Genomic DNA, 15,888 nt, shown 5'->3' with positions numbered 1-15,888 from the left:
ACTTATAAACTCATAAATATCAATTCTTAGATGACTACAATCAACCAATCTGATAAAAACTTTTTATTATCTTCTGACGAGATGGAAATCCCTTTCTTTTTTTAATAATTTAGTACTATAGTCCAAGTGTTCATAAATTTATATTTGTGATTTTTAAATTCGTAAAAATAAAAAAGTCCTCCAGTGTGTTTGGCAAGATAAAATTCCCGAAAACGGCAAAAAATTTATCCAGCACCCCAATTCCAGATTTAGCAATTAATGTAAGAGTTCTGCAGCCTGTAGCTAGGCCCTGTAAATGTGATCAAATGGCTGTAGTGAACTAACCTGTCGATAATTGCACTAGTAAGCTTTTCATCATAAAATATAGTGTTCCACTTGCTAAATTCTAAATTGGTAGTGATGATTACACTACGCTTTTCGTAACAGTTTGAAATTACTTGAAAAAGAAGTTGTGCTCCTTCTGTGTTGAGGGGGATGTACCCCCATTCATCGCAAATTAACACATCTGCTTTTTCAATCTTTTTCATTAATTTATTTATTTCCCCGTCAGCTTGAGCTTCTAAAAGCTGATTGACCAAAGCTGCTGTAGTGTAAAACATAACCTTTTTCCCACGGTTACAAGCTTCAATTCCCACAGCAATACTCATAAAAGTTTTCCCAGTGCCTACAGGCCCGTAAAGAATAAGATTTTCCTTTTGTTCAACAAAACCGGCAGTCTTAAGTGTTTCCACGTCAATGCTTTCCGGCAAAGCTACGTTATCAAAATTGTAGTCCTTAAATGTTTTGAAGGTAGGAAAATTAGCCTGTTTTAAAAGGCGGTTTTTACGATTTATCTCCCTTTGTTCCACCTCCAGTCTTAAAAGTTTCTCTAAAAACTCTTCATGGGTATCTGCTTCTATTTGAGGGTAATTCTCCGGTATAGTAGTACCTAACTTAAGCTTTTTGCAGTAGCTCTCAATAGTTTCTTTCATTTCCTATCACCTGCCTTGTTTAATAGCTCATCGTAAACTGCGAAATTTGGAGTATATCCTGTCATTGAAGGTATATTATTGTTTGAAACTAGTTCGGATGGTAGAGTTATGTTGCTAGTTTTTCTAGTCCAAGTAAGCCTGATACTTTCCACATCATCAACTCCATCTTTGAGGGTTTGTGAAAGTACATCGGCTGCAGTATCCATGTCATTGTGCTCAATTATATCCTTTAATAAATGAAGTGCTTTTTTCTTTTTCGGGTAATCAAGATACTCAAGATAATCCTGCCAGGGATCGGGCAATTCTTTGTAAAAACCAGTGTATTTTAAAGCGTTAGGCCGTTTTGCTATCAGCTCCAAATAGGGATACCATTTCATTGACTCAGTTTCTTGATAGAGCCTAGGGTGTGAAACCACTTGATTATAATCTTCATCTAACACATCCACCCTATCATGGGTTAAATAAAGCCAGACCTGTTTTCCCACTAGCCGGGGAGATGTGGAATAGATCTTTTTATCTAATTCAACTTTTCCATATTTATTTGTTTTTACTTTTACCAATCGGCCAATATCAAAAGGCTTGTCCGGTAATTTAAGTAAGCAATTTTTATCCTCTTCAAATAGCTCTGCTTCTTTCTTTTGTTTTTTGTAGTGCAGTTTTTGGGCGTCGTTTTCTGCTTTTTGAAAAAGTTCTTCATTCAAATCTTCTATGTCAGATACGGAAGGAACGGGGACAAAATGATTTAGCCTGGTGAAGCCTACTTTGTTTTCCACATGACCTTTTTCATTTGATTTGCCGGCATTACAAAAGTTGTGGAGAAACCCGTAATGAAGGGCAAATTTTTCAAATTGTTCGATTAACTCTCTTTCACCTTTTTTCTTAATTTCTTTCACTGCAGCAGATAGATTATCAAACCAAATCTTTGTGGGAACACCGTTTATATATTTGAATATCCTCTGCAGCCCTTCCAACAAACATTCCTGGTTTTGGCCCCTGAAAACTTGCTCGTAAGCTACATTGCTATGGGGAAACGATAAGACTAGAGAATGCCCTTTGATTTCTTTGCCGTTTTCATAAATTAGTGACTCGCCAAAGTCCACTTGAGCTTCCCCAGAAGGATGTTCAAGGGGAAGATAAGCTTCACTATCACCAAATATTTCTCTCTTTTTAGCTGATACGTAATATCTAACGACTCTTTCAGAAACATTAAATTTTTCCTTAAATTCCTCTTTTAATCTATCGTATATTCTTTTAGCTGTATGCCGCTGTTTTACTGGAGCTTTTGTATCTTCATTTAACCACTGATCAATAGTTGGTTTAAAAGGGTCAAGTTTTGAACTTTTTTTCTTTCTCCGGGGAGGACTATCATTAAAACCTTCCTTCTCGGCGTATTTTTTCACAGTTTTGAAATCATGGCCTGTTTCCCTGCTAATTTCGCTGTACTTTTTTCCTTTATGAAATGATAAGTATTTGATATTATACTGTTGAGTCATTGTCAGCATCCTTTCTTTTCCTCCTTCTAACTGTTTTTTGGTAGATTACAATTAGAAGGGTATGATATTTTTGGGATGCTGGCAATGACTTTTTTTCCAATTTTTACGGGATTTTTATCTTGCCATTTTCTCCATTTCTATTTTGCCACAAACACTCCAGGGAGATTATGCCCTCATAAGGACTTTTTAACTGTTTTAACTTTGCTACACTTTAACTTAGTATCTTTTTAGCTTATTTTTACTACCTATTTTAAAACATTAATTTAATTTTTATTAACTATTTTTCTTCCACTTCTTCATAAACCTGAAACTTCTGAGTTGACCTTATTACAAAGGTATCACCCTCAAAATTATTAGCTGCCGCCCCTACATTACCTCCATATGAACCTACTCCCAATATTTTAGCTTCATCATTTAACATATTTCTTCTGTGTCCATCTGAATTATACCAGCCATCAACAAAATTATATGCTAATTCATCATAAGTAAATTCTTGATGAATTGCAATTGGATAATCTAATACATTTTCCGCTATATAAGGATTATCTATACCAACATACTCTGCTCTGTCCCCTGGTCTTGTTTTATCACCATCATAAGGATTCTCATGGGAATAAAATTCATCATTTATCATATCCTCTGAATGCATTTTTGCAGCTTCATCTAATAAATCATGACTACCAAGCCTGTTTAAACCATACTCTTCCCTTATATCATTAGTATATTCAAATACTTTTCTATCTAATCTATCATAATCTATATTATTTATATCAACTATATCTTTATCATCAATATCTTCCTCTTCAATTACTTCATCTTCTTCATCCTTATCTGGTTTTTCAACTACCTCACTATCATCTTCCTCTTCTTCTCCTAAAACAATAACTTCTGTCAAATCTAACTCAATATTGTCAAAATCTCTGTACTCCTTATCTACTTCTTCTTGATGCCTGGGATTTGTTATTGCTTGTGTCACAGCACTATCCCCAGGCACAGTCACATAAAATTCTACTATTAAATCATCACCTTGTTTATATATATCTTCCACACTTATATAATAACCACCTGTAGGCTTTTCACCCCAATCTAACTTTACATTATTATCATAATACTCATATTCTATATCATTTAATTCAGAATAACCATCTACTCCTTCTACCGGGAATACTCCTTCTAAATAATCACTATCATCATATAAATTATTTGAAAATATCTCTATAAAATTACTAACCTCACTTCGATAATCTTCTTCTGATACTCTCACTTCTTCTGTCTCTATTAATATTACTCCATCATCCCATTCTATATTTGCTATTAACGCATCACTAACAAATCTTAATGGCACCATTGTCCTTCCTTTATCAGTTAAAATAGGCTCAGTATCCATATTAATTAAATCTTCAATCTCATCTTGAAAGCTTTCATCATCGTCCATCCCATACTCCTGTATTTTTTCTTCTCTCATATCATAAATATCTTCATTAGTTAAATTTAAAATATCCTTAAATTCTTCTTCAAACTCTTCAAAAACAGGTATTATATTATATTTGGTATTTATTTGACTGCTTTCAATCTCTAATTCTAAATCTAACCCTGTTCTTGTCATTATTTTATTATCTTCTGTTACTACACTACCGGCTAACATTGCTAAATTATCTGTAATTTCTTCTAACCCACTATTAATTACATCATCAGATATATTACTCTCTTCTTCTACTATTACCGTATCACTAATTAATACTTTGTTATTATCTCCATCCCATTCTACTTCTGCCCCTAATGCTTCACTAATAAATCTTAATGGTACAAGCGTTCTGTTATTTTCATCAATATATGGTTCTTGATCTTCAAATCTTACCCCCTCACCATCTATCAATACTTCAATATCAGAACTCTCCGCACTTACTACCCCTGATAAACCAATTATCAATAAAAATACTAATAAACAACTAAATTTTTTCATGTTAGAACCCCTCTCCTTAGACTCTTGTAATTTAATTCTAAGTTTTACTTTAAATATCTTTTTTCTTAACCAGATTCATATCATCTGGTATTCCGCCCACTATACCATAAGTTTCTCCGTCATTTCTTCATTCACATAATCAGGTAGAATAACAAACTCTGGATGATTTACCATCTCTGTCATATCAAATATATGATCTTGTCAATCATCACTAATATCATCATGTCTAGTTAATATTGCTGATACACTTGATGACAGAATAAACATTAATAATATTACTAACAAAAGTAATCTTTTATACAAAACAATTTCCTCTTTTTCTACTTTTCCCAAATATAAAATAGTCCTGATGAAATAGTAATTAAATAATTATCACACTCAAACTCTTTTTCTATTGATGGATCTTCTGTATATTTTACAAAATCTATCATTTCATTCACCTTATCCATATCTTGAACTCTTCTGTTAATTATTCTTGCTGCATCCTGCCTACCTCCCTCTGTCCTACTATCAAAAAACATACTTGCTACTAAATCAGCACCTTCATTAGGCTCTCTTAAAGTTGTATCTTTATGACCTAACTCTTCAATATACTTCTTGTCTATTTCATAATCTTCCCAGTAATTACCCATAACTGGATGAACATTAGCAGGATATTCTGGAACTTCCCAATCTTCAATATTACCTATAAACACTGTGTTGATGTTACCCGCCCATTCTACTTTACTACCCAAACCTTCACTTACAAACCTTAGTGGTACTACTGTTCTGCCTTTGTCAGTGATTACAGGGGAAGTATCCATCTCTTTTGATTGACCATCCTTTTTATATTCAGCTTCCCCAACTGTTAATTCTAAGAATGTATCTTCTTTTTCTATTTTTACTAATTGTTCTTCTTCTAACCAGTCTACATCAGCACCTAAAGACTCACTGACAAATCTCACTGGTACTTGTGTTCTGTTTTCTTCATCTATAAAAGTTTCTTGATCTTCAAAATTTACCCTCTCACCGTATATGTAAATGTCAATATCTGATGCAAATGCTGTAGAGCTAGAAATCAATACTGATAAACAGGCTAAAATTAAAACAATTTTTTTACCCATAAGTATATCACCACCTTATTATTTTTCATATATATATAATAAATCTGAAGCTATTCTAATAGTATAACTATCCGTTTCAAACCGCTCAAATGTTTGTGGCATCCCCTCATTCTCAACATAATCCATTATTTCATTCACCTTATCCATATCTTGCAACCTTCTGTTTAATATCCTCGCTGCATCTTGTCTACCCTCTTCTGTCCAACCATCATAAAACATATACGCTGATAAACCTTGCAACTCATTAGGTTCATGTAACGTTGTATCCTCATGACCCAACTCATCTATATACTTCTTGTCTACTTCATAATCTAAATTATAATCATCTAACGCAGGATGTGCATCCGCAGGATCTTCAGGCACTTCTATCTCTGGTAAGTTATCTTTTACTTTAGTCATTATATCTTCTTTTAACTGTTCTATCTCTGACTCTAGTTGATCTTCTGTAAAATTAAACACTATCCCTATATTATCAGATACAATTTCCGAATCATCTTCAGCTATGTAACTTACCCTTTCGTAATCCACATCTACCCCAAGAGCTTCAGCTATGAAGCGTGTTGGTACTACCGTTCTATCATTCTTTATTATAGGAGTAGTGTCCATCTCCTGTTCTTCCCCATTAACTTCCATGATATTGTTATCTATCCACATCTTTACTTCCCTGTCTTGGTTTTTTGTTACTACCTTTTGTTCTTCCTGTACCCAATCCACTTCGGCTCCAAAAGCTTCAGTGGGAAACCTTACAGGTATCATAGTTCTATTATTTTCATCTATGAATGGCTCTTGATCGGGAAAATTAACTTGTTTGTCATCTACAAATACTAATAGTTCCTCTCCTTCAATACTTGCAGCAATTTGTACATCTTCTGCAAGTACAACCGTAGGCATTAATAACAAAAATAATGATACTATTATAATTTTCTTCAACTGAAACTCACTCCTATCTTGTTCTTACTAATTAATTATTATTTAATCTGCTTGCTTGTACTTTAAATTCTTCTTAAGCGTCTATTCTACTTTATTTCAATTCTTCATAGGAAATAATTTCCCTGCAACAGCATAAACGATTAAACATAACAAAACACACTCTACAAAAACAAAAAACCTTCCTGAAAATCAGAAAGGTGTAGCAGTCATCATAATATATTCTCGTGTCACTTTCGTGTGACAAGTTATGTACTTTTCTCCTCGTTCCCATTTTTTGTTATCGCAAAACCCCTGGTATAAAAGGGTTGTTTATTTTTTCCACTAGGCTCTCGTGGATTTGAAGTCCGCGGGGAGCACCAGCTCGCCAACTACTCCCTTGAACTCTAGCCTTTCCCATCATAACAGTATTTATCAGGTTTTGCAACCCCCACTAATGGATTATATTTTTGCTAAGTTTTATTATTTGTGGTGTTATTTTAGGTGTTTTTAATGTTTTTTATATCTTTAAAAATTTCAGAGGCTTGTTTACTAGTTCTTGGTTTGTGTGTGTATATCTGCTATTTGTAAAAACTCTGTCACTTTCACTATACAGTCTTAATTTATATATTTCCCTTCTTTATAAATGAAACAAATACTTTAGCTAATTCAGGGTCAAAAAAAATACCTGCATTTTCTTTTATTTCTTTAAGGGCCTCTTCTTTCGACATAGCTTTTTCTCCTAAAAAATCATTTGTTTTATTTTCGTAATAATCTACTATAGCTATTACCCTTGCAAAAAAAGGTATGTTTTCTCCTACTAATCCATTTGGATATCCTTTGCCATCCCAACGTTCGTGATGTGAGCCAATATCTTCGGCTAAGTGGACAAAATTTTCTGAAGCTCTGGCTATGTATTCTCCTTTTTTTGGATGTTCTTTATATAACTCATGTTCTTCGCTGGTTAATCGCCCTTCATTTTTTAGTACTTTTTCAGGCAAAATAATTTTACCTATATCGTGTAGGGTAGCTATTAAAAAAAGTTTTTCCATATCTTCTTCAGAAAGATTAAGAGCATTACCAAACCTGTAGCTTAGAAACACCATCCTCGATAGGTGAGCTTCTGTTTCACTGCTTTTGTTTTTTAATGTGTTAAGCATTGCTGAAACCATCTCATTTCTTGTGGCATTTCTTTCATCTAGCTTATTTTTATACATTCTATTTTCAGCTTCATTGAAAGCTTTTTCTATAGATATATGTTTAGAATCCTTTGTATAAGTACCAACAGCAAACCTAACTGGTACAGCTTCAACATATTTTTTTCTGCATTCTTGTACTAATCTTTGGGCTATTTTCTCTGCTTTTTCTTTACTTGTTTGAGGGAGTAATACAACAAATTCATCCCCGCCCCACCTGGCTACTATATCTTTGTCTCTAGTAAACTCCTTTAAAAGATTCCCTACCTTTTTTATCAGTTCATCACCAGCTTTGTGCCCATAAGTGTCATTAAGAAGCTTCAAACCATTTACATCAGCCATAATTAAGCTTATAGGCAGCTGTTCATTTGTATCCAACCTTTTAATTTCCTCTTCAATATAGTAGCGATTGTACAATCCTGTTAAGCTGTCGTGAAAGCTAATATGTCGAATCCTCTCATCGACTTCCTTTTGTTCTGTTACATCTCTAGCTATCCCCAGTATGCATATGTCATCTTTTGCTTCCTCTAGCAGATTAAATCTTGAGTTATGCCATCTCCAAGTACCGTTTTTATGCTTTATCCTGTGCTCAACGCTTTCTTCTAACAAACCTTGTTCCAATATTTTACTTTGGAAGCATCTCATTTTTTCATAGTCTTCTGGATGTAAAAATTCATCAAAACTTTTCCCTATAATTTCATTTACATTGTGACCAAGCACCTTTTCCCAGTTGGGCGAAACATATTCAAATATTCCATATTTCGTCTACAGTAAATATAATGTCATTTGCATTTTCCACAAAACTTCTAAATTTTTGTTCACTTTTTCTAAGCTTTATCTCCAGCTGTTTCTGCTCGGTAATATCACGAGCAGAACCCACTATTTTAACCACCTTGTTATTTTCAATAACAGGAGAAAGCACTGTATGAAAAGTAAGTCTTCCCACAGGCAAGTCAAGGGTTTCTTCATATTCAACTCTCTCTTTCAATTTACAGCATTTAATATAGTTTAGAAGTTATAAAGTCAGCTGTATCCTTGTCTAAGAAGTCGTGTGGAGTTCCCCCCTGTAATCCCGCTGTAGTTAAACCTGTTAAATATTTAAATTGTTCATTAACTGTTTTAAATTGAAAAGTGTTTTCATTTTCTACATCTATTAAAAACATAGCATCATATGTATTGTTTAGTAATATTTCAAGGTCAGTGGTTGACAATGAAATCCACTCCTATCACAAATAATAACATCATTAATAATTATTTCAAATTATATCAATATCTGTATATACTATATTAAATTTGAATCTCCTTCTTGAATCATAAATAATATAAAATTTAATAATAGAGTCTGCATTGAAAAAAGTGCCACATATTTCAGACCTGCTTTTTGCGGCAGGCCTTAATTTTTGTGATACTTTTGATTGTATTAAAAGGCAAACTAAGCTATTAAATACCTTCAAGAATTACAAAGGCTTTGTTGCCTTTTTCATTATAATAAAGCCTATCACAAATCAACTGGGCCATGATTATACCCCTGCCCCTCTCGCCTTCAAAATCTATATCACATGTTTTCTTTAACTTTTCGGTCCAGTTAAAACCTTCCCCGTCGTCTGAAAGTGATACAACTACAAATTCTTCGCATACTGTTGCCTCTATATACAACATTTTATCTGGGTCAAACTTATTGCCGTGTTCCATTGCATTTGTCATTAGTTCATGCAAACACTGTAGGCACACATCATTTGCAACATATTTTTCTAAAGTGGGTTTGATATTAGTATAAAATACATCCAGCTCTTTACTGCTGCTGTATAATGCCCAGTTAAACTGCTTTATATCTTCCTTGTATCTTTGAAGCAGAACGTAGGTAATATCATCATCACCTATTAAGCTGCCGCCATTAAATTCTTTAAAGTCCATGTTCATAGCATTTTTTATAAATTCAACAGGATAGTGACCCATATAATCAAAGATTTTTTTCAGCCTATTTTCGTACATTATTCCCTGGCTTTTCTGCTCGGCAAGGCCATCTGTGTAAAATAAAACAGTTGAACCAGGATTAAGTTGAATCCTGTTCGATTCAAAATTCATAAGTTGGTCTGATATAGCAGATGATATTGGTAGACCTCCCACAAAAAGCTCAGTAAGCTCCCCATTAACGTGCTTCACCTTTGGTGAAAACTGCATCCCAACTCCCGTATAATCAAGATTATAAGTCTCCAAATCCAATATACCTAAAAATATACAGATAAAATAATCTCCAGGGTTATCCTCATAATACTGATTATTCACATGCTTTATTATATTTTCTGGAGATATATCATTGGGACGAAGGCTTAGATAGCTCTCTATTGTCTCTTTAACAAATACACTCAGCATCGTTCCATCAAGGCCATGCCCTGACACATCTGAAAGATATATAATTAATTTGTTCTGTGCTTCAATAAAACTATAAAAATCCCCTCCAAGCTGCTCTGAAGGTCGGTAATGTGCTTCTATGGATATATCTTCTGGAAGTGTCAATTTATATGGATCTTTTAATAAAGCTCTTTCGTGAATTTCTTTTGCCATGTCTATTTCATTGTTTAAATGCTTATAAAGTTTTTCTACTTCGGCTTTTTTTGTTTTTAGTTCATTATTATATTTTTTTAACTGCCTTTGCGTTTTTTTCTGTTCAGAAATATCAACAAAAGAAGCCATCAGCGCTTCAACTTTTCTTTCTTCGTTATACACTATGGCTGCTGACAGATGAAGGTCTATCAATTCACCATCTTTCTTTTTAGCTTTCATCTCACCTGTCCAGTTCCCTTCGTTAAATAAAGCATCTATCACTTCTCTTGCCTTATTCCTATCTTCCCAGAATTCTACAGCATTCTTTCCCAATACTTCATCTTCATCTTTATAACCCCACAGGTCAAGAAAAGACTGGTTGATAAAAATAAGTTTACCCTCCAGATCAGCCATTGCAACTGCATTTATGGAAGATTTCAGAGCCCTGTCCTTTAGCCTTAGTTCTTTTTCAAATTCTTTTAATTGAGTAATATCGCTTGCAAATCCAATAACATGATCATCGTCTAACTTGACAGCAACCATATATCTCCAGAACTTTGTGCCGTCTTTTCTTTTTGTAAAGATAGTGTTCTTTGTATGACCTTTTTCAAAAACTTCACTGAATGGTGCCAAACCTTCTAAATAGCTATCAGCAGGGAGTAAATCTTTAATATTCAATTTAAAAAACTCTTCTCTCGTATATCCAGTCATCCTGCAGGCTTCTTCGTTTACTTCCAAATAATTACCCTCTTTATCTAGGACAAATATCCCGATGGGGGCTTTTTCTATATATGTTCTAAACTTTACTTCACTTTTTCTTAGCTTTTCTTCAGTTTGTTTGCGTTCAGTGATGTCCGATAAAAATACGGTTAACCCAATTATATTACCACTTTCATCATAAAGGGGATTATACTCATTTTGGTACCACCTGCGGTCTATAGATTCATCTTCATATTGTTCAATTTCAATAAAACTTTCACCATTTAGTGCTCTATCAAAATTTCCCTTTGCCTTTTCTATGTCTTCTTTATATTTAATATAGTCCAACATATTATCGCCAACTTTTATATCTACTCCCCAGATATTTTTCATGGTTTTTTTGTGGTTTTGATTGAAGGTAAGATAACAATAGTTATCATCCAGCGCGAAAATAACACTTTCTTTTGAACTTTCCAAGATACCGTTTAATAAATTCCCAGCAGCATGTTTCATTAACTCCAAACACCTTTCATTTACAAAATTTAATAACCCTTATTAGCATAAAGTATTATTGTCATTATCAATAACATTAAATTCTATATTTTTTAACATATTCCTTTAAAAAGTTGATTTTTCTTATAAAATATAAGACTTGTCACCCAAACAATAATAATCATAAATTTTTTATATATTTTTTATATAAATTGGGACTAAAGTATCAAGGAAGCCAGGAATAAATAATGAAATTTTATTACCTTGAAAATAAATATTTATTTCCCAGACATTTTTCTCTTAGGGAGGAAGAATTATGGTGGATAAATTAGGTTTTGATGCTTTAAGCAGCAGTGTTTGTATTGTGGACGAAAACGGGTATAATAGTAAAAATCAATAAAATAAAGCATGGCTTGAATTCGCCGTACTCCTTCCACAAACCACCAATGAAAAGGTTGAAGAAATATCTCATAGAATAAAAAATACCATCCAACATTTTCCTGTTATTATGCAGACTATAATTCCAGGCCTTAACCCTTTCTTCTAAACCTTTTTCATCAGACATGAAGTCTTCAAGGTGACCCACAATGTCACCAGAAGTTATGTTTATTTTTCTTATAGCACCTTTTTCGACTGCATTATTATGATCTCTCATTGACTCAGTGACACTAGCGTTATAATTATTTAATCCAAGAAGAACTATTATTATAAGAATCAATAATATTTTATATTTTCTTTCAAAAGTTGATTTATAATGGATAATCAATATGGCTGATAATGCCAAAATAAATGCAAGAATGCCTAAAATAATAAATCACCCCAATCTTCGTTCAGGGCTTTACCTAAAGGAAATAACACCTTGCCCTTATTTAAGTTTTTCTAATTCGAGCATTTCTTCTTGTTCATTCCATTCTATATAAATCCTTATATAATCAGCTAATTCATTCATCTCTATGTCAGCAATATTAGAGTCAGATATAAAACTTTCTCCAGAATACATATTTTTTCTATCTTTTGTTAAAGCACTTGCAATGCTTATCATGTGTACTGTTGAATCAGGATCTTCACCATGAAATTCTACACTATCTTTTTCTTCTATGAATTCTGCCTCTTCATGCAGCCATTTATAGTTGTATTTAATTGTATCTACTTCTTCAATATCACTTGAGTCACCTAAATATTTTGCAGAAATGTCTACTTCGCTAGGCTCCTCTTCTTCTGTTACTAAAAACTCTATACTCCAGTAGGCACCTTTTCCTGTAAACTCTTTTATAGTTTTTTCTTGAGAATTTGGTTCGCAGGCTATAAAGATTAAACTAACTACTAAGAAAATGACCAAACATAACAATAAATTTAATTTCCTCAAGTTTATTCTCCTCCAATTTCAAGTTTATCTAGCTAAACTTAGAACCGATATAGAGTATCAAAATTCCTAATAAATTTGTTATAAGTTTTAAAAGCTCTGAGGATTAGTATTAGGAGTCCAAATAATACTATAGCGCTTGTTATTATGACAATTGTTTGTAAGGGTAGCCATTGTGAGGTTATTCAAAGCTTTTTTTATTACTACTAATGTAAAAATCGGAGCAAATGTTAAAAAAGCTCCACTTCATTTTTTTCTAAGTATAAACTTGTTATATAGTTTATCTAGAACATATAAGCCTGGTGTCAATACTCCTATTAACCCGAAAAAGCTCATAAAAATATACATCAAAAAATTAGACCCGAAAGCAACTCCAATTAAAAATCCTATTAATGTACCCAAAAAGCCAGTCAAAACAGAAAGAATAATTAGATGCATGGTTTTCTCCTTTCTCTAGCCTGAGTTACTGAACTTGTTTGCTCTTCTCACTCTCTAAGCTTTTATAAAAGCCTACTACTAGGATTAAATAAGCTGCTATTCCTAGAAATTATTCTCTAAACAAATTTAGACCCATAAGCCAAAAAGGCATTCCTCCACCAGCCATTTCTTGCCCCATTCCAGGAGATATCAAGATAGGTCGGATTATACTTATAAGTCTAGAAACCAAAAAAACTACAAAAGACCAAAACCCATATTCATAAATTAGGTGTTCGTTTTGAGATTTGGCTATATAGCATATTACAATACCAATACCGAATAATATGGGCGTCCCATAATTTGTAAGCAAAAATAACATCTAAGCATCAACCTCCAATTTTAGTAGCTAAAAAACATAAATATATTGGCTTGAATTATCTAGTCTTGCTATCGCTGAAACTTTTATAGAAACCAAATACAAGTACTATGAATCCTATAAATATTAATATTTGAATTACGTGGTTAATCCCCAAAGATATAGCTTGTCTTTGAAAATGAACAGGCAGCACAAAAGTTTGTATAATACTAATAACCCAAGAAATAGAGAATAGTCCAAAAGCCCAAAAACCATATTTATATATTACATTATCGCTTAATGATTTCGCCTGGTAGCATATGAAAGTACCCGCAGCAGCTATTACCAAAGTAATAAGTGGTATCATATATAAAACTTCCATTATTTACCTCCTTTTTAAAAGACTAGTTTTATAATACACTTCCAATTATCCCATACGCAATAATTATATAATAGTTACCCCAAAACCTGTGAGGGGCTGCATTAAAAAGTGGAAGTTGCAAATTAACTCATAATTATTGCATATAATCAGGAAACTGTGTTAAAATCAACGATTTTTAAATATTAAGTAATCACATTAAAATAACCAAAAACTACTGACTCTAAATGCAGATAAAACCAAAAATAAAATCCCTAACATTTTAGAATGTCCTCGGCCCGACTGATCATTAATTAAATAACGTGGCTTAAAAACCAAGATTGTCCCAGCAATAAGAATTACTGTATAAGCAACTGTACCCCATACAGCTCTTTCTATAGTATACAAATCATATTGCGTGGAAATAAAAGCCGTTACAGCAAATAAAACTACAAGAATAACATGAAATAACTTTATCGGTTTCATATTCAACCTCACCCCTTGTAATAACTAATAAAGATCAAATTTCATCTATATTGCAGTAAATCGGGTAAAGCACTTCTCGATTTTCTAAATAAGTGTACTAATTCAATTTAAACTACCTCTTATTTTCTGAAGAATTGTCTTAGTTTACCCCCAATGTTTATGACCATCTCTCCAAAGCCAAACTCTTTACCTATACGTTCTGCTATTATCATAATTACCTTTATAATAATCACAAATAAAAAAAACAAAGCCACTAGTCTTAAACCAAATAGAAAATCCAAACTATCCACCTCCATTTAGTAGAACAATTTATAATTTTTGTTTTATTATTACGCTTTTATAATCGGAAGTTCGCTAATTTGTGCCTTTCTTTTCTTTAAGTAAAGCTTTTATCGACTTTAATTCATCTAAAATTTCTTTTAATTGCCTTGGTATAACAAATCCTAAGGTATAGATTCCAAATAATATAAGCACTACTATTATAGCAACAAATACAAACTCCATTTAACTCCCTCCAAAAATCAAGCTCTTTCAATGAATAGATTCAGCTATATTAATCATTTCTTCTTCTGATACTTTGCCAGTTAAAACATGTTCAATTCCTCTGTGATCAATAAAAAAAACAACTATAGTGTCACTTTCATGGTAAGCAATTATCCCCTCATTACCACTAATTTCTATATTTTCAGTTTCATCGGCATTTGGAAAAGCCCTAGTACTCTCTCCATTTTTAGGTGATTTCCTCTGAGTTAAACGCAATATTGTATTATTATCATCGGTAAAAACAATGGTAGCACTATAATTTTTTCCAGGTGATATTTCAAATTCGTCTAACTCATACCCTGGCGGTAAATATTCTGGCAAATACACATCCTCATCTTCTAATTCCAACTCCATCTCATCTAACTTTTCATCGGGTAGCCAGCTGTATTGTACGTAGTGCCCATCCTCTTCACGACTAATATCTAAAACAACCGACCTTAGAGCCCCCGTAGGAGAAGTAAAGAAAGCACCTACAGAAAAATTAATAAAAAATAAGCCTAAAATGACAAAAGAGATACCTTTGCCAAATTTTTTTAATCTCTTTTTTCCTCGATGTTTTTCAATATCTGAAAGCAGTTTTTCCCATTTTTCATTTTCAAAGTCTTTATTCATTAACATCACCCTGCTCCAGTATAATTTTCTCTATTAGACTTTTCCTCAAAAATGTCTTCTACCTATATAACTATTTGAGCATAAAAATGTTGCACCAAATTTAAATTTTTTAAAAAAAAATTGAGGGTATCCCCTCAATTATAGTTATTTCCAATCATTCTTTTCAATTTATCTAAAGCTCTCTTGTATCGTGAACGAAGAGTTGTTTCTTTTTCATCTAATTTTGCACCCATCTCCTCAAAGCTTAGCTCCTCTATAATTTTATAATAAATAACCGATCTGTCTTTAGCGGGCAGGTTGTCGTAATATTTATTTATCAACTCTTTTTCTTCAATTTTTTGTTTGTGGCAAAATAGAAATGGAGAAAATGGCAAGATAAAAATCCCG

General features: G+C 32.8%; 18 protein-coding genes. All 18 read right to left on the bottom strand.

The annotated features are described in order from the left end of the window. Positions 1-248: 248 nt before the first annotated feature. The 18 genes from istB to ACONDI_RS02635 all read right to left on the bottom strand — a co-directional run bounded on the left by istB (position 249) and on the right by ACONDI_RS02635 (position 15,875). Positions 249-971, bottom strand: coding sequence for an IS21-like element helper ATPase IstB (gene istB, locus ACONDI_RS02720; protein WP_241079666.1), 723 nt, complete (start codon positions 969-971; stop codon positions 249-251). Beyond that, positions 968-2,464, bottom strand: a complete 1,497-nt coding sequence (gene istA / locus ACONDI_RS02715; protein WP_241080918.1) for an IS21 family transposase — start codon at positions 2,462-2,464, stop codon at positions 968-970. Before istA ends, istB begins: the two co-directional genes overlap by 4 nt. A 277-nt stretch (positions 2,465-2,741) precedes the next feature. Beyond that, complete coding sequence (locus tag ACONDI_RS02710) at positions 2,742-4,427, bottom strand: stalk domain-containing protein (protein ID WP_241079954.1); 1,686 nt, start codon at positions 4,425-4,427, stop codon at positions 2,742-2,744. A 320-nt stretch (positions 4,428-4,747) separates the two neighbouring features. Next, positions 4,748-5,530, bottom strand: coding sequence for a copper amine oxidase N-terminal domain-containing protein (locus tag ACONDI_RS02705; protein WP_241079953.1), 783 nt, complete (start codon positions 5,528-5,530; stop codon positions 4,748-4,750). 18 nt (positions 5,531-5,548) lie between these two features. Then, positions 5,549-6,460, bottom strand: coding sequence for a copper amine oxidase N-terminal domain-containing protein (locus tag ACONDI_RS02700; protein ID WP_241079952.1), 912 nt, complete (start codon positions 6,458-6,460; stop codon positions 5,549-5,551). A gap of 599 nt (positions 6,461-7,059) precedes the next feature. Then, complete coding sequence (locus ACONDI_RS02695) at positions 7,060-8,385, bottom strand: diguanylate cyclase domain-containing protein (RefSeq protein ID WP_277397830.1); 1,326 nt, start codon at positions 8,383-8,385, stop codon at positions 7,060-7,062. After that, positions 8,378-8,620, bottom strand: a complete 243-nt coding sequence (locus tag ACONDI_RS02690) for a hypothetical protein (protein WP_241079950.1) — start codon at positions 8,618-8,620, stop codon at positions 8,378-8,380. Before ACONDI_RS02690 ends, ACONDI_RS02695 begins: the two co-directional genes overlap by 8 nt. A gap of 10 nt (positions 8,621-8,630) precedes the next feature. After that, on the bottom strand, positions 8,631-8,843 hold the full coding sequence (locus ACONDI_RS02685) for a hypothetical protein (protein ID WP_241079949.1): 213 nt from the start codon (positions 8,841-8,843) through the stop codon (positions 8,631-8,633). Positions 8,844-9,072: 229 nt separating this feature from the next. Continuing rightward, the gene (locus tag ACONDI_RS02680; protein WP_241079948.1) at positions 9,073-11,388 is read right to left on the bottom strand and encodes a PAS domain S-box protein; all 2,316 of its coding nucleotides are present in this window, start codon (positions 11,386-11,388) and stop codon (positions 9,073-9,075) included. Positions 11,389-11,710: 322 nt separating this feature from the next. Further along, on the bottom strand, positions 11,711-12,133 hold the full coding sequence (locus ACONDI_RS02675; RefSeq protein WP_241079947.1) for a hypothetical protein: 423 nt from the start codon (positions 12,131-12,133) through the stop codon (positions 11,711-11,713). Between the two features lie 99 nt (positions 12,134-12,232). Beyond that, positions 12,233-12,733 carry a hypothetical protein gene (locus ACONDI_RS02670; RefSeq protein WP_241079946.1) on the bottom strand — a complete coding sequence of 167 codons (501 nt, stop codon included), beginning with the start codon at positions 12,731-12,733 and terminating at the stop codon, positions 12,233-12,235. Between the two features lie 544 nt (positions 12,734-13,277). Beyond that, entirely contained in the window at positions 13,278-13,526 is a 249-nt protein-coding gene (locus ACONDI_RS02665; RefSeq protein WP_241079945.1) for a hypothetical protein, read from the bottom strand. Positions 13,527-13,581: 55 nt separating this feature from the next. Beyond that, the gene (locus ACONDI_RS02660) at positions 13,582-13,884 is read right to left on the bottom strand and encodes a hypothetical protein (protein WP_241079944.1); all 303 of its coding nucleotides are present in this window, start codon (positions 13,882-13,884) and stop codon (positions 13,582-13,584) included. 195 nt (positions 13,885-14,079) lie between these two features. Beyond that, on the bottom strand, positions 14,080-14,346 hold the full coding sequence (locus ACONDI_RS02655) for a hypothetical protein (RefSeq protein WP_241079943.1): 267 nt from the start codon (positions 14,344-14,346) through the stop codon (positions 14,080-14,082). Between the two features lie 119 nt (positions 14,347-14,465). Further along, positions 14,466-14,627 (bottom strand): hypothetical protein, encoded by a 162-nt coding sequence (locus ACONDI_RS02650; RefSeq protein ID WP_241079942.1) that lies wholly within the window; start codon positions 14,625-14,627, stop codon positions 14,466-14,468. A gap of 73 nt (positions 14,628-14,700) precedes the next feature. Beyond that, positions 14,701-14,850, bottom strand: coding sequence for a hypothetical protein (locus ACONDI_RS02645; protein ID WP_241079941.1), 150 nt, complete (start codon positions 14,848-14,850; stop codon positions 14,701-14,703). Between the two features lie 27 nt (positions 14,851-14,877). Continuing rightward, a complete protein-coding gene (locus ACONDI_RS02640; protein ID WP_241079940.1) occupies positions 14,878-15,501 on the bottom strand; it encodes a DUF4367 domain-containing protein in 624 nt (207 codons plus the stop codon). A gap of 134 nt (positions 15,502-15,635) precedes the next feature. Beyond that, a complete protein-coding gene (locus ACONDI_RS02635) occupies positions 15,636-15,875 on the bottom strand; it encodes an RNA polymerase sigma factor (RefSeq protein ID WP_241079939.1) in 240 nt (79 codons plus the stop codon). Positions 15,876-15,888: the final 13 nt, after the last annotated feature.

It is taken from the genome of Natranaerofaba carboxydovora, assembly GCF_022539405.1.
GTDB classification, from domain to species: domain Bacteria; phylum Bacillota; class Natranaerobiia; order Natranaerobiales; family Natranaerofabaceae; genus Natranaerofaba; species Natranaerofaba carboxydovora.
Note: the sequence above shows the minus strand (reverse complement) of the source record. Positions and strands in the feature narration are given on the sequence as shown.

Excerpts from the sequence above, each read along its gene's own strand:
- ACONDI_RS02640 (WP_241079940.1), bottom strand. The coding sequence starts at position 15,501 with ATGAATAAAGACTTTGAAAATGAAAAATGGGAAAAACTGCTTTCAGAT.
- ACONDI_RS02645 (WP_241079941.1), bottom strand. The coding sequence starts at position 14,850 with ATGGAGTTTGTATTTGTTGCTATAATAGTAGTGCTTATATTATTTGGA.
- ACONDI_RS02705 (WP_241079953.1), bottom strand. The coding sequence starts at position 5,530 with ATGGGTAAAAAAATTGTTTTAATTTTAGCCTGTTTATCAGTATTGATT.
- istA (WP_241080918.1), bottom strand. The coding sequence starts at position 2,464 with ATGACTCAACAGTATAATATCAAATACTTATCATTTCATAAAGGAAAA.
- istB (WP_241079666.1), bottom strand. The coding sequence starts at position 971 with ATGAAAGAAACTATTGAGAGCTACTGCAAAAAGCTTAAGTTAGGTACT.
- ACONDI_RS02680 (WP_241079948.1), bottom strand. The coding sequence starts at position 11,388 with ATGAAACATGCTGCTGGGAATTTATTAAACGGTATCTTGGAAAGTTCA.
- ACONDI_RS02655 (WP_241079943.1), bottom strand. The coding sequence starts at position 14,346 with ATGAAACCGATAAAGTTATTTCATGTTATTCTTGTAGTTTTATTTGCT.
- ACONDI_RS02665 (WP_241079945.1), bottom strand. The coding sequence starts at position 13,526 with ATGTTATTTTTGCTTACAAATTATGGGACGCCCATATTATTCGGTATT.
- ACONDI_RS02660 (WP_241079944.1), bottom strand. The coding sequence starts at position 13,884 with ATGGAAGTTTTATATATGATACCACTTATTACTTTGGTAATAGCTGCT.
- ACONDI_RS02710 (WP_241079954.1), bottom strand. The coding sequence starts at position 4,427 with ATGAAAAAATTTAGTTGTTTATTAGTATTTTTATTGATAATTGGTTTA.